General features: G+C 61.5%; 11 protein-coding genes. 4 read left to right on the plus strand and 7 right to left on the minus strand.

Going from position 1 to position 13,619, the window contains the following annotated elements; genetic code table 11:
* Position 1 precedes the first annotated feature (1 nt).
* The 5 genes from lepB to KQI82_RS01360 all read right to left on the minus strand — a co-directional run bounded on the left by lepB (position 2) and on the right by KQI82_RS01360 (position 7,020).
* Positions 2 to 583, minus strand: a complete 582-nt coding sequence (gene lepB / locus KQI82_RS01340) for a signal peptidase I (protein WP_216557628.1) — start codon at positions 581 to 583, stop codon at positions 2 to 4.
* Entirely contained in the window at positions 576 to 4,088 is a 3,513-nt protein-coding gene (gene mfd, locus KQI82_RS01345) for a transcription-repair coupling factor (protein WP_216557631.1), read from the minus strand. Before mfd ends, lepB begins: the two co-directional genes overlap by 8 nt.
* Before the next feature lie 142 nt (positions 4,089 to 4,230).
* A complete protein-coding gene (pth, locus tag KQI82_RS01350; RefSeq protein ID WP_216557634.1) occupies positions 4,231 to 4,818 on the minus strand; it encodes an aminoacyl-tRNA hydrolase in 588 nt (195 codons plus the stop codon).
* Between the two features lie 72 nt (positions 4,819 to 4,890).
* Positions 4,891 to 5,850, minus strand: a complete 960-nt coding sequence (locus KQI82_RS01355; protein ID WP_216557638.1) for a ribose-phosphate pyrophosphokinase — start codon at positions 5,848 to 5,850, stop codon at positions 4,891 to 4,893.
* A gap of 36 nt (positions 5,851 to 5,886) precedes the next feature.
* Complete coding sequence (locus KQI82_RS01360) at positions 5,887 to 7,020, minus strand: GlgC family sugar phosphate nucleotidyltransferase (RefSeq protein WP_216557641.1); 1,134 nt, start codon at positions 7,018 to 7,020, stop codon at positions 5,887 to 5,889.
* 311 nt (positions 7,021 to 7,331) lie between these two features.
* On the opposite strand from KQI82_RS01360, the gene KQI82_RS01365 reads away from it, so the two are divergent.
* The 4 genes from KQI82_RS01365 (at position 7,332) to gpmI (ending at position 11,611) form a co-directional block, all read left to right on the plus strand.
* Complete coding sequence (locus tag KQI82_RS01365) at positions 7,332 to 7,820, plus strand: tRNA (cytidine(34)-2'-O)-methyltransferase (protein WP_216557643.1); 489 nt, start codon at positions 7,332 to 7,334, stop codon at positions 7,818 to 7,820.
* A gap of 92 nt (positions 7,821 to 7,912) precedes the next feature.
* Positions 7,913 to 9,109 (plus strand): phosphoglycerate kinase, encoded by a 1,197-nt coding sequence (locus tag KQI82_RS01370; RefSeq protein WP_216557645.1) that lies wholly within the window; start codon positions 7,913 to 7,915, stop codon positions 9,107 to 9,109.
* 121 nt (positions 9,110 to 9,230) lie between these two features.
* Entirely contained in the window at positions 9,231 to 10,004 is a 774-nt protein-coding gene (gene tpiA, locus KQI82_RS01375) for a triose-phosphate isomerase (protein ID WP_216557648.1), read from the plus strand.
* Between the two features lie 92 nt (positions 10,005 to 10,096).
* A complete protein-coding gene (gpmI, locus tag KQI82_RS01380; RefSeq protein WP_216557651.1) occupies positions 10,097 to 11,611 on the plus strand; it encodes a 2,3-bisphosphoglycerate-independent phosphoglycerate mutase in 1,515 nt (504 codons plus the stop codon).
* 55 nt (positions 11,612 to 11,666) lie between these two features.
* Here gpmI and KQI82_RS15835 read toward each other — a convergent pair whose 3' ends face one another.
* A complete protein-coding gene (locus KQI82_RS15835; RefSeq protein ID WP_216557654.1) occupies positions 11,667 to 12,605 on the minus strand; it encodes a DMT family transporter in 939 nt (312 codons plus the stop codon).
* A 175-nt stretch (positions 12,606 to 12,780) separates the two neighbouring features.
* Complete coding sequence (locus KQI82_RS01390) at positions 12,781 to 13,590, minus strand: SDR family NAD(P)-dependent oxidoreductase (RefSeq protein ID WP_216557657.1); 810 nt, start codon at positions 13,588 to 13,590, stop codon at positions 12,781 to 12,783.
* Positions 13,591 to 13,619: the final 29 nt, after the last annotated feature.

Consider the following 13,619-nt stretch of genomic DNA (forward strand, 5'->3'; position numbering starts at 1 on the left):
ACTATGACAGCGTCCGGACGCCGATCCAGGTATTTTTCGGCAGCAGGGACAGGCTTACCAGCGCCCTGGCCTGAATGGCGGACAAGGGGATATAGGGGTTGCCCCACCAGCGGCTGTCCAGGGAGCTCTCCCGGTTGTCGCCCAAGAGGAAGACGCAGCCCTCCGGCACGGTGAATTCCGCCCCCTCCACCGCGGGATAGGTCTGTACCCCATCCACAAGGTACTCCTCCTCTATCTTCTCGCCGTTGCGCACCACGGCGCCGCCGTCAAAGGCGATGGTGTCGCCGGGCACGCCGATCACCCGCTTGACCATGACCTCATCCAGCTCCTCGCTGCGGAACATCACGATGTCGCCCCGCTCCGGCAGAGGGTCGCCCACCACATAGGGCAGCCGCACGCCAAGGAACATGGAGTGGGTGGGCAGCGTGGGCTCCATGGAGCCGGTGGGCACATAGGCCAGCGCCAGAATCACCCGGAACAGCACGATGACCACAGCCGCAGTCACCACCAAGTAGCCGTAGTTCTTCCACAGCCGGCGCGCCGTGGTCTCCTCCCTTACGGGTTCGTTCTTTTGTTCATCCATTTTCGTTCTCCTTTGTATCCGCCAAACGAAGCTCCTCCACCAGGTCCAGGGCACACTGCAGCACGTCGGCCTTTGGAGCGAGGCGGAGGCTGAGGGCTGGGGTCTCCCCGGCGGAGAGGGTCAGGCTGCGGCGGTATTTGGGCATGGAGCATACGGCGCTGATGGCCTCCGGCCGGAAGTTTGCAAGCGCCAGCACCAGACGCTCTCCCTTTTGGGAGATGTCGGCCACGCCGGCTCTGGCCGCGGCGGAGCGCAGCAGCGCCACATCCAGCAGCGCCAGCACCGGTTTGGGAGGATCACCGTAGCGGTCCATCATCTCGTCCAGAAGGTCCGACGAATCCTCGGCGCTGCGGATGGCCGCGATGCGGCGGTAGAGGTCCATCCGCTGCTCCGGTGAGGGCACATAGTACTCCGGGATGTTGGCGGAAATGGTCAGATCAGCGGAGCACTCGGTCTCTACGGCCTTCTCCCGGCCCTGCTCCTCCAGCACCGCCTCCTCAAGCAGCTTCAGGTACATGTCATAGCCCACGCTCATCATATACCCGGACTGCTCCGGGCCCAGCAGGTTGCCGGCGCCGCGGATCTCCAGGTCCCGCATGGCGATCTTGAAGCCGGAGCCGAATTCCACGTACTCCCGAATGGCGCTGAGGCGCTTGGAGGCCGTCTCCGTCAGGATCTTGCCCCGGCGGTAGGTGAGATAGGCGTAGGCCCGGCGGGAGCTGCGGCCGATGCGGCCACGGATCTGGTGGAGCTGGGCCAGGCCCATCCGGTCCGCGTCCTCTATCACAAGTGTATTCACGTTTGGAATATCAATGCCTGTTTCAATGATTGTGGTGCATACCAGCACGTCGGCGGAGCCGTCCACCATCTGCTGCATCACGTCGGAGAGCTCCTGCTCGCTCATCTTTCCGTGGCCCACTACCACCCGGGCGTCCTCACCTAACATCTTGCGGATGCGGGAGGCGGCGGCGTCGATGGACTCCACCCGGTTGTGGAGGTAGTAGACCTGTCCGCCCCGGGCCAGCTCCCGGCGCATGGCGTCCTCCACCACCGCCCAGTCGTGTTCCAGCACATAGGTCTGTACCGGCTGGCGGTCCATGGGCGGCTCCTCGATGGTGCTCATGTCCCGGATGCCGGAGAGGGCCATGTTCAGCGTCCTTGGGATGGGCGTTGCCGTCAGGGTCAGCACATCCACCTGCTTGCTCATCTCCTTGAGCCGCTCCTTGTGGGTGACGCCGAAGCGCTGCTCCTCGTCGATAATGAGAAGGCCCAGGTCCTTGAAGGCGATGTTTTTCTGCAGCAGCCGGTGGGTTCCGATCAGAAGGTCCACGCTGCCGTCCCTTGCGTCCTGGAGGACCTGCTTGCTCACCCGGCCGGTCTGAAACCGGGAGAGCACCTCAATTTTCACCGGGAAGTTGCGAAAGCGGCTGACCGCCGTGGCGTAGTGCTGCTGGGCCAGGACCGTGGTGGGCACCAGGATGGCGGCCTGCTTGCCGTCCAAGACGCACTTCATCACCGCCCGCAGCGCCACCTCCGTCTTGCCGTAGCCCACATCGCCGCACAGCAGCCGGTCCATGGGCCGGGGTCGCTCCATGTCCGCCTTGATCTCCGCGATGCAGCGCAGCTGGTCGTCAGTCTCCGCGTAGTCAAAAGACTCCTCAAACTCCTGCTGCCAGGGGGAGTCGGGAGAGAAGGCGAAGCCGGGCCGCTTCTGCCGCTCGGCATAGAGGGCGATGAGGCCCTTGGCCAGGTCCTTGGCCGCCGCCTTGGCCCTGCTCTTCTGCCTGGCCCACTCGGTGCCACCCAACTTGTTGAGCTTTTGCCGCTCCGTGTCCTCACCGCCGCCGATGTACTTGCTCACCTGGTCTAACTGAGTGGCCGGGACATAGAGGCAGTCGCCGCCGGCGTAGGCGATCTTGATATAATCCTTTTCCACACCGTCCACAGGCATGCGCTGCATGCCCACGAACCGCCCCACGCCGTGGTGGACGTGGACCACCAGGTCGCCGGGGGAGAGGTCGGTGTAGGACTGGATCTTCTGGCGGTTGGAATCCTCCTTCTTCACCCGCTGCTTTTTCCGCTCCGGGGCCATCAGCTGGCCCTCCGTCAGAATAGCCAGGCGGAGCTGGGGATATTCGGCGCCGGCGGAAAGGGCGCCTAAGGTGACGCGCACCTGCCCCGGCTCTACCTCCCCCGTCCCCTCCAGGTCCAGTACGGGGGGGATATCCCGCTCCTCCAGCAGCCGCTGAAGGTTTTTGCACCGGGTCTCGCTGCCGCAGAACACCAGCACGCCGCTGCCGGTGGAGCGGTAGTGGGCCATGTCGGACACAGCCGTCTCCAGGCTGCCGCCATAGGAGCTGAGCTGCTTGGCGGAGATGGACAAAAGGCCCCTGGGCCGCATGGGATAGCGGGAGGTGGGCAGCGCGTCCATCATCATGGTGGGGAACTCCTCCAGCTGGGCAAACAGCTCCTCCGGGCTCAGATAGAGCTTGCTCCACTCCCCGGCCAGCACGCCGGCGGAGAGCAGCGTCTCCGTGTCCTGCTTGCACTGGAGCGCCCTGCCTTTGGCGGCCTCGTCCACACGGGCGCTTTCGCTGATGCACACCAGCGCGTCCGGCGGCAGGTAGTCTGCCCCTGACGTCACCTTCCCATACAGCGCCGACAGATACCGGTCCGGCCCGTCGGGCATGGCGCCGTCGCTCAGGCGCTCCGCGTCGGCGCGGAGCGCCTGGGCCAGCTTTTCATGCTTTTTCTCCGCCTTGGCCGCCTGGGCCTCCAGCGCCTTTACCAGCGCGGAGATGCCCCCTTCCCCGTAGGCGGGGAGAAATTCCGAGGCCGGAAGGATCAGGGCGGACTTCACATTCTTGATCCGGCGCTGGGTGGCTGTGTCAAACAGCCCGCAGGAGTCGATCTCATCATCGAAAAACTCGCAGCGCACCGGCCGATCCATCATGGGGGAGAACACATCCAGAATGCCTCCGCGGAGGGCAAACTGTCCGGCGCCCTCCACCTGGTCGGAGCGGGTATAGCCCGCCGCGGTCAGCTTCTCCGCCAGGGCCTGGGGGTCCGCCCGGCCGCCCACCTTCACCGTAAAGGCCGCGTTCAACAGCACCTCCCGGGGAATGGAGCGCTGCATCAGAGCGTCCACCGTGGCCACCACCACGCCCTCCCCGCCCCTTGCAAGCGCGTAGAGGGCGGCCAGGCGCCGGTGCTCCCAACTGCGGGAGAAAGCGGCGGAGGTAAGCTGGAAGTCGCGGCTGAGCAGCCGCAGCGGCTCCCGTCCCATCAGCGTCTTCAGGTCCAGACACAGCCTGAGGGCCTCTTTTTCATCGCCGCAGACCATCACCAACGGCCGGCTGAGGCGCTGGGCCAGGGACGCGGAAATCTGAGACCGGTGCACCGGGGCCGTTCCGGATACCGCCACCGGACAGCGGCCGCCCTCAATCCGCCGGGCAAGCTCCTCGATCTCCGGAATTTTCAGCAGTGCGTTTGTCAGGGCCTCCATATCGGCCTCCTTGTCTTAATTTGTTAAAATTTGCCAATTATACGCGCATAGGGGCGCACTCCGCCCCTTGCGGGGAGGGGTGTGCCTCCGAATTCATCCTGATTTATAGTATACGCCCGCTGTCAAGGCGAACCATGTTCTTTCAGTTGAAGCGCCCCATGGCCTTGCGCAGCTCCTCGCCGGAGCAGATGGCCTCCGCCGCGTCAGCCGCCCGGGCAAAGGAATTCAGAAGAATTTTTCGCTCGGCCATGCTTGGTGTGCCCGTCACCCAGTCGGCCATGTCGTAGTCCGGATTGGTGGGGGAGCCCACGCCGATCTTGATTCGGGGGAACTGGTCGCTGCCCAGGTGGGCAATGATGTTTTTGATGCCGTTGTGGCCGCCCGCGCTGCCGGAGGGCCGGATGCGTATTTTCCCAACCGGCAGGTAGATGTCGTCGAAGATCACCAGCAGGTGGTCCAGGGGCACCTTATAAAACTTCACCGCCTCCACAACCGCCTCGCCGGAGAGGTTCATATAGGTCTGGGGCTTCATCAGCAGCACCTTGGCGCCACCGAAGGAGAAGATGTTACAGGCGGACTTGAACTTGATCTTGTTGATCTTGACATGCTCCCGCTCCGCAATCAGATCGGCGGTGAGGAAGCCCATGTTGTGGCGGGTATTGGCGTACTCGCTGCCCGGATTTCCAAGGCATGCGATGATCCACTCCACGCCGGAGGGTTTTCCAAACATAAAGTATCCCTTTCCAGAAAAGTGTAAGGGCGGGGCAGGGGAAGCCCCCCGCCCCGCTTTTATCCGTTTGTTTTAGCGGAACAGCTTGGAGATGGAAATCTCCTGGTAGGTGCGCTCAATGGCCTCGGCAAACATGGGGGCCACGGTGAGGTACTTGATCTTCTCGCTGGCACCCTCGGCAATGGGGGGGATGGTGTCCAGCAGGGCAAGCTCGGTGATCACGCTGTTGTTGATCCGCTCGATGGCGGGGCCGGAGAGGACGCCGTGGGAGGCGCAGGCATGGACGCTCTTGGCGTGGCCGATGTCGATCAGCGCCTTGGCGGCATTGCACAGGGATCCGCCGGTATCCACCATGTCGTCGAAAATGATGCAGTCCTTGCCCTCCACGTCGCCGATGACGTTCATGACCTCGCAGGAGTTGGCCTTCTGGCGGCGCTTATCCACAATGGCCAGGGACATATGGAGCTTCTGGGCAAAGGCGCGGGCCCGGGCCACGGAACCCACGTCGGGGGAGACCACCATCATGTCCTCGCACTGGGAGCCAAACTTCTTGGCATAGTAGTCCACAAAAATGGGGTTGCCGGCCAGGTTATCCACGGGGATATCAAAAAAGCCCTGAATCTGGGAGGCGTGCAGGTCCATGGTCAGCACCCGGTCCGCGCCGGCGGCGGTGACCATATTGGCCACAAGCTTGGCGGTGATGGGATCACGGGCCTTGGCCTTGCGGTCCTGACGGGCGTAGCCGTAGTAGGGCATCACCGCGGTGATGCGTCCGGCGCTGGCCCGCTTAAGCGCGTCGATCATGATGAGCAGCTCCATCAGGTTCCGGTTCACCGGATTGCAGGTGGACTGGATGACGAATACGTCGGAGCCTCGGACAGTCTCATACAGCGAGACGAAAATCTCACCGTCGGAAAATGTCCCAACCTCAGACTCGCCCAACTTGGTGCCCATGATTTTGCAGACTTCCTCCGCCAGCTTGTGGTTCGCATTGCCTGTGAACACCTTGATATCTTTGCCGTGTGCAATCATTTTAAGCGCCCTCTTTCTGTTATCTATCGTTATTTTTCAGTCTTTCTTCTCCGCGTGGAGCGCCCGCCGCCGGGCGGCCCAGCCCTCCAGGTTCTTCTGCCGCGCCCTGGCCACCGCCAGCGCGTCGGCCGGCACCTCGTCGGTGATGGTGCTGCCCGCCGCGGTGTAGGCGCCTTCGCCCACCGTCACCGGTGCGATGAGGTTGGTGTTGCAGCCGATAAACGCACGGTCGCCGATGGTGCAGCGGTATTTTTTGAACCCGTCATAATTGGTGGTCACGGTGCCGCAGCCGAAGTTGACCTTTTGGCCCACGTCGCTGTCTCCCACATAGGTCAGGTGGGAGATCTTGGTGCCGTCGCCGATGACGGAGTTCTTCACCTCCACAAAATCGCCCACCTTGATGTCGTCGCCGATGACGCAGCCCGGGCGGATATAGGCGAAGGGCCCCACCTTCACCCGGCTGCCGATGGTGCTTTCGTTGGCCTGGGAGGCGTTGACGGTGGTCCCATCTCCCACCGTGCAGTCCCGGATCATGGCGTTGGGGCCGATCTCGCAGTCCCGGCCGATTGTCGTCTCTCCCCGCAAAATGGTGCCCGGCAGCACCACCGTGCCCGCTCCAATCTCCACCCGGGGGTCGATGTACACAGAGGAGCCGTCCAGAATGTGGACGCCGGCGGCCGCATGGCGCCGTACAATCTCGTCCCGGCAGGAAAGCTCCATCTCACGCAGGCGCGGAAGGTCATACACAGCGGTAAACCCTGTAAGCTCCCGGGCGCCGGGGACGGCGCCGCCGCTGCCTTCCCTCCAGCTTTCGCGCAGAGCCGATGCCTGTGCGGTATAGGCGTAGCAGCTCCCGCCCGGCAGCTGCAAAGGAAGCATCTCACAGGGGAAAACCTCCACCTCTCCCTCCTGGGATAAAAAGTCCATCAGCGCCTCACGGCTGCCGGAGACCAGGACATCCGCCTCCGCCGGGAAGCATCCGCGCAGCTCCGCGGCGTACTCCTCTTTGTCCCAGACAACAAAAAACCGCTGGATACTGCGCGCCATCAATGTCTTGCCCACCCAAGTCAAAAGGGGACAAAATAAAACGGATTGCAGCATCAGCGGCCGGACCACTCCCTCACAGGAGGCTTCATCAGGCAAAAAGAGAACTGCTCGTGTCTGATTCATAGGAAATCCCTCCTGTCGTCAAGTCTTATCCACATTATAACAAACAAAAAGGGAAAATCCAGTGGTTGGGATAAAATAAATAATAGAATTTTCCCCCTGGTTTTTGGATAGATTGAACGGTTTTTGATACACGGTCCATCCTCTTCCAAATGGGAAGCATGAAATTTTGTCATTTTATGTTGTTTTTTCAGACAGAGCTGTAAAATTGTTGTGATTTCTTTTGAATTTCTGATAAAATTCTCACTTTACAGTTGAATTTGCGATTGGAATGCATTACAATAGGGTGCGTTCATCTGGACGGAGGTCGTTCTATGCTGCATATTGTTCTGGTGGAGCCGGAAATCCCGCAAAACTGCGGCAATATCGCCCGCACCTGTGCGGCCACCGGCAGCCATCTGCATCTCATTGAGCCCCTGGGCTTTGACATCTCCGAGCGGGCTGTGCGCCGGGCCGGCCTGGACTACTGGCATCTGGTGGATGTGTCGGTCTATGAAAACTTAGATGCGCTGTTCCGGCTTCATCCGGAGGCGGCCGACAATCTCTACCTGACCACCACCAAGGCGCCCCGGCCGTACAGCGAGGCCGTCTTCACCGACGGGTGCTGGCTCTTTTTCGGCAAGGAGACCGCGGGGCTGCCCCAGGACTTCCGGGAGGCATATGCCGCCCGGTGCGTCCGTCTGCCCATGGTTTCCGAGGCCCGGAGCCTGAACCTCTCCAACACGGTGGCCGTGTGCGCCTATGAGGCGCTGCGCCAGATGGGCTTTCCCGGTCTTCTGGACCATGGGGAAATGGCCAGATAGCGGCTCAGTTTGGGGAAATTTTCTGATTCTCCGGCCATACTATGCTTATCCTGATTCCAAATCATCCTGTCGCATAAAGGAGATACCATTATATGAACTACAATAAAAAAACGGTCAGGGACGTGGAGGTCCGCGGCAAGAAGGTTCTGCTGCGGTGCGACTTCAACGTGCCCATGGCCAAGGACGGCAGCGGCGTCATCACCGACGACAAGCGCATCCGGGCCGCTCTGCCCACCATCACCTACCTGCTGGACCAGGGAGCCGCGGTGATCGCCTGCTCCCACATGGGTAAGCCCAAGGGCGAGGTGAAGCCGGAGCTTTCTTTGAAGCCCGTGGCCGCCCGGCTCAGCGAACTGCTGGGCAGGGAGGTCATCATGGCCGGCGACGTGGTGGGGCCCGACGCCCAGGCTAAGGCCGCCGCTTTGCAGGGCGGTCAGATCATGCTCCTTGAAAACACCCGCTTTGAACCCGGCGAAACCAAGAACGACCCGGCTCTTGCAAAGGCCATGGCCTCTCTTGCGGACCTCTATGTCTCCGACGCCTTCGGCGCCGTCCACCGGGCCCACGCCTCCACCGCCGGTGTGGCCGGGTATCTGCCCGCCGTCTCCGGCTTTTTGATTGAGAAGGAGTTGGAGGTTATCGGCGGCGCTCTGCAGAACCCCAAGCGTCCCCTGGTGGCCATTTTGGGCGGCAGCAAGGTGTCCTCCAAGATTGGGGTCATCAACAACCTGCTGGAGCTGGCGGACACCATCATCATCGGCGGCGGCATGGCCTACACCTTCTCCGCCGCCCAGGGCGGCAAGGTGGGCGAGAGCCTGCTTGAGGCCGACTGGGAGGGCTACGCCAACGAGATGGTGCAGAAAGCAGCAGACAAGGGCGTCCGGCTGTTGCTGCCCGTGGACACAGTCTGCGCCGATCAGTTTGCCCCGGACGCCAAAAGCCAGGTGGTGAAGGCCGGCGAGATTCCCGACGGCTGGCAGGGCCTGGACATTGGACCCGAAACCATCGCCCTCTACTGCGGCGCTGTGGCCGACGCGGGCACCGTGATCTGGAACGGCCCCATGGGCGTCTTTGAGTTCCCCGCCTTTGCAAGGGGCACCGAGGCTGTGGCCGAGGCGCTGAGCAAAACCGGCGCCATCACCATCATCGGCGGGGGAGACAGCGCCGCCGCCGTGCAGCAGTTAGGCTACGCCGACAAAATGACCCATATCTCCACCGGCGGCGGAGCCAGCCTGGAGTTCATGGAGGGCAAGGAGCTTCCCGGGGTGGCCTGCCTGCTGGACAGGTGAGCTCCGGTCCCCGGGCGCGTCAAAGATCGGGAAGCCTCGGGATTGAACCGGTCTCTCATTTGTATCCTCTTCGCGGCTGTGTGGGCCGCATCACATATTAGATAAGGGAGTATCAGAATTCATGAATCGCAGATATCGTAAAACTATCATCGCCGGCAACTGGAAGATGAATAAGACCGCCACGGAAACCAAGCAGTTCGCCGAAGAGCTTAAGCCCATCCTGCCCAAGGCCAAGTGGTGCGAGGTGGTGGTCTGTGTGCCTGCCTGCAACATCTCCACGGCGATCCGTGCCTTCAAGGATATGCGGGTGTCCATCGGCGCGGAAAATCTCTACTATGAAAAAAGCGGCGCTTACACCGGAGAGGTGTCCGCCGACATGCTGAAGGACCTGGGCGTGAAATATGTCATCATCGGCCACTCCGAGCGGCGGCAGTATTTCGGCGAGACCGACGCCACCGTCAGCCGCAAGGTGCACGCCGCTCTGGACGCGGGCCTGCTGCCCATTATCTGCGTGGGTGAATCCCTGGAACAGCGTGAGGCGGGCGTCACCGCCGATTGGATCGCCCTGCAGGTAAAGTCCGCTCTGGTGGGCGTCAGCGCCGACAAACTGCGCAAGTGCGTCATCGCCTATGAGCCCATCTGGGCCATCGGCACCGGTAAAACCGCCACCGCCGAGCAGGCGGCTGAGGTCTGCACCGCCATCCGCGCCACCATTCGCTCCCTCTACGGCGCCCGGGTGGCCCGCAGTGTCACCATCCAGTACGGCGGTTCCATGAATCCCTCCAACGCGGCAGAACTGCTGGCCCAGCCCGACGTGGACGGCGGCCTGATCGGCGGCGCCGCCCTGGTGCCCCAGAAGTTTGTGGATATCATCAACGCTGCAAACCAGGAGTAACCAATCCAGTCTGAACAAAGCGCATCTGAAGAGCGCTCCCAACAAGTTCGATGGAGTCTGCCCTTTGCAGACAGAATGAGGATAGTGGAATCATGAATAAAACACCTACCGCATTGATCATTATGGATGGGTTCGGCCTGTCCGACGCCGTGGACGGCAATGCCATCCGCGCCGCCAAGACCCCCTGCCTGGACCAGCTGTTCGCTGAATACGCCCACACCACCCTCTCCGCCTCCGGGCTGGATGTGGGGCTGCCGGAAGGCCAGATGGGCAACAGCGAAGTGGGCCATACCAACATCGGCGGCGGCCGGGTGGTTTTCCAGGACCTGCCCCGCATCACCCGCTCCATTGAGGACGGCTCCTTCTTTCAGAACGAGGCCTATCTCCGCGCCATGGACCAGTGCCTCAGCAAGGGCACCTCGCTGCACCTGTTCGGCCTGCTCTCCACCGGCGGCGTACATTCCCACCTGAACCACCTGTGGGCCCTTTTGAAGCTGGCCAGGGAAAAGGGTCTGGAGAAGGTCTATATCCATGCCTTCCTGGATGGGCGCGACACCTCTCCCACCTCCGGGGCAGGATTTTTGGAGGAGTGCGTCAGCAAGTGCGCAGAGATCGGCGTTGGCAAAGTGGCCACTGTGATGGGCCGCTACTACGCCATGGACCGCGACAAGCGCTGGGAGCGGCTGGAAGCCGCCTATGACGCCATGGTCTACGGCGAGGGCGCCGCTGCAAACCCCGATCCCGTTGCCGCGGTGAAGGCCTCCTATGAAAAGGGCGTCACCGACGAATTTGTGGAGCCGGTGGTCTGCGACAGCGACGGCTGCGTGGGCGACAACGACAGCATTATTTTCTTCAACTTCCGCCCCGACCGGGCCCGAGAGATCACCCGGGCCTTTGTGGACCCGGAGTTTGACGGCTTTACCCATCAGTATTTCCCCGTGACCTTTGTGTGCAACACCGAGTACGACGCCTCCATGCCCAACGTGGAGGTGGCCTTCCCCCGCATCCGTGTGGAAAACGGTCTGGGCGAGTATCTGAGCAAGTTGGGGCTGACCCAGCTGCGCATTGCCGAAACGGAGAAGTACGCCCATGTCACCTTCTTTTTCAACGGCGGCGTGGAAACGGTTTTCCCTGGAGAGGACCGGGTGCTGGTGCCCTCTCCCAAGGTGCCCACCTATGACATGCAGCCGGAGATGAGTGCCGTGGAGGTCTGCGACAAGTGTGTGGAGCGGATTGAGTCCGGTGCCTATGACGTCATTATCCTCAATTTTGCCAACTGCGACATGGTGGGCCATACCGGCGTCTTTGACGCGGCGGTCAAGGCGGTGGAGACTGTGGACGAGTGTGTGGGCCGGGTGGTGAACGCCACGCTGAAGATGGGCGGCATCGCAATGGTCACCGCGGACCACGGCAACGCCGAGCAGATGAAGCAGTCCGACGGCAGCCCCATGACCGCTCACTCCACCAACCCGGTGCCCTTCATTCTCTGCGGCGCCGGCGCGGAGCTGCGCAGCGGAAGGCTGGCCGACATCGCCCCCACCATCCTTGATGTGATGGGTCTTCAGTGCCCGCAAGAGATGGACGGCAAAACGCTGATTATCAAGTAAACAGGGACCGTAAAAAGGGACGGACAAATTGTCCGTCCCTTTTTTGTGTGTAATTTTACCCGTCTTTTCCAGGGGCGCCGGCGGATGACTCCTCAGCGATCCCGCCGGTCTCTTCCTTTCCGCTCTTTTTCCACGCAAGGAGCAGCACGGAGGCCAGCACGCAGAGAATCCCAACGCCTGAGCGCAGGGTCATTTCCTCGTGGAGCAGCACGACGCCGGCTACCACACTGGTCAGCGGTTCAAAGGTGCTCAAAAGCGACGCATGCTGCGGACCGCATAATTTGGTTCCAATCTGGAAGAACATGGTCGCCGTGGTGGTGCCGATGGTGAAAAGGCAGATCAGCGCCCAGCCCGTCAGCGTCAGGTGTGCCCGCAGAGTGCCCATGGCTAAATTCAGCGCCAGCAGCGCCACAGCGCCGGGCGCCTGAATCCAGAGCAGGAGCTGATAGGGCCGCAGCATCTCCTGCAATCCGGATTTGGCAAGGATGATGATATAGAGGGCATAGGTGATCCCCGACAGAAGCGCGATGAACACGCCGAACGCACTGCCGCTGTCACCGGGCGTATAAAAGGACAGCACGCCCGCCATACAAAGGACGCAGCAGATCAGCTCCCTGCGGCTGATCTTTTCCCGGAAAAACAGCGCGCATCCCACCAGCACCAGCACGGGATAGACAAAGTGGAGCGTGGTGGAGAGCCCGGAGGAGATATAGTTATAAGAGAGGAAGAGAAACGCGGGCGTGGCGGTAAATCCAACGGACAAAAGCGCTATCTGGCCCATCCGGCGGCGGCCGATGTGGACCTTCTCCTCCGTATCGCAGCGGCGGCGGTCTGCCCGGTCCAGAAGGTACAAGGGCAAAAGGCTGAGGGTAAAGCGCATCAGCGTCAAAAAATAGGAGTTTCCCCCATTGGCATAAATGGCCTTGGCGCCGATGGGCATCATACCGAAAACCACCCCGGAGAGAATAATGTAAAGAATTCCTTTTGTCTTCACGCTCACCCTTCTTCCCTGATCAAAATTTCAGAGGATTGTTTTTCACGCTGTTTATTCAGTATATCAGATCGTCCGGCCCATTGTAAAGGCCAACGGCGGCCGGAAAATGCGGAAAAGCGGAGCATAACGCTCCGCTTTTCCAAAGTCTAAGAACCGATGCTGTATGCAGGATGAATCAGCTGCAGCGGCCGCCGTCCACCACAAAGCTTCCGCCGGTGGCGTAAACGCTCATGTCGGTGGCCAGGAACAGGAAGGTATAGGCGATCTGCTCGGCAGTGGCGATCCGGCGCAGCGGACGATAGCTGCCGCAGGACTCAAGGAACTTCTCCATGGCCTCCTTCTCCTCAGGGGTCTTGGGATCGGCGGTGGTGATCTTGCCGGTCTGGATGCCCTCGCTGATGAGCATGGGGGTGATGATGTCGCCGGGGCAGACGCAGTTGACGCGGATGTTGTACTTGCCGAAGTCCACGGCCATGCCGCGGGTCAGAGCCGCCACACCGCCCTTATAGGCGTTGTAGGGCGCGGAATCGGGGACGCCCTTGATGGCCGCGCCGGAGGCGGTGTTGACGATCACGCCGCCGCCCTGCTTGATCATGATGGGCACCGTATGCTTGGAGAACAGGAACACGCCCTTCAGTCCGATATCCAGACAGCGGTCCCACTCCTCTTCCGTGGTGTCCAGCACGGTCTTGCGCACGATGATTCCGGCGTTGTTCACCAGAATATCGATCCGGCCAAAGGCGGCCTTGACCGCCTCCACGGTGGCCTTGACGTCCGCTTCGCTGGACACGTTGCACTTAAAGAACTTGGCGGCGTCGCCGATTTTGTCCGCCTCCTCCTGGCACTTGTCGCTGATATCCACCATGGCCACCTTTGCGCCGTACTTGACATACAGCTTGGCAACCGCCAGACCGATGCCGGAGCCGGCGCCGGTGATGATGGCTACCTTGCCTTCCAGAGACAGATACTTATCCTGAATTTCCATTGAGAGCCTCCTATAATGATTGACTTGCG

Source organism: Dysosmobacter acutus (assembly GCF_018919205.1).
Lineage (GTDB): Bacteria > Bacillota > Clostridia > Oscillospirales > Oscillospiraceae > Oscillibacter > Oscillibacter acutus.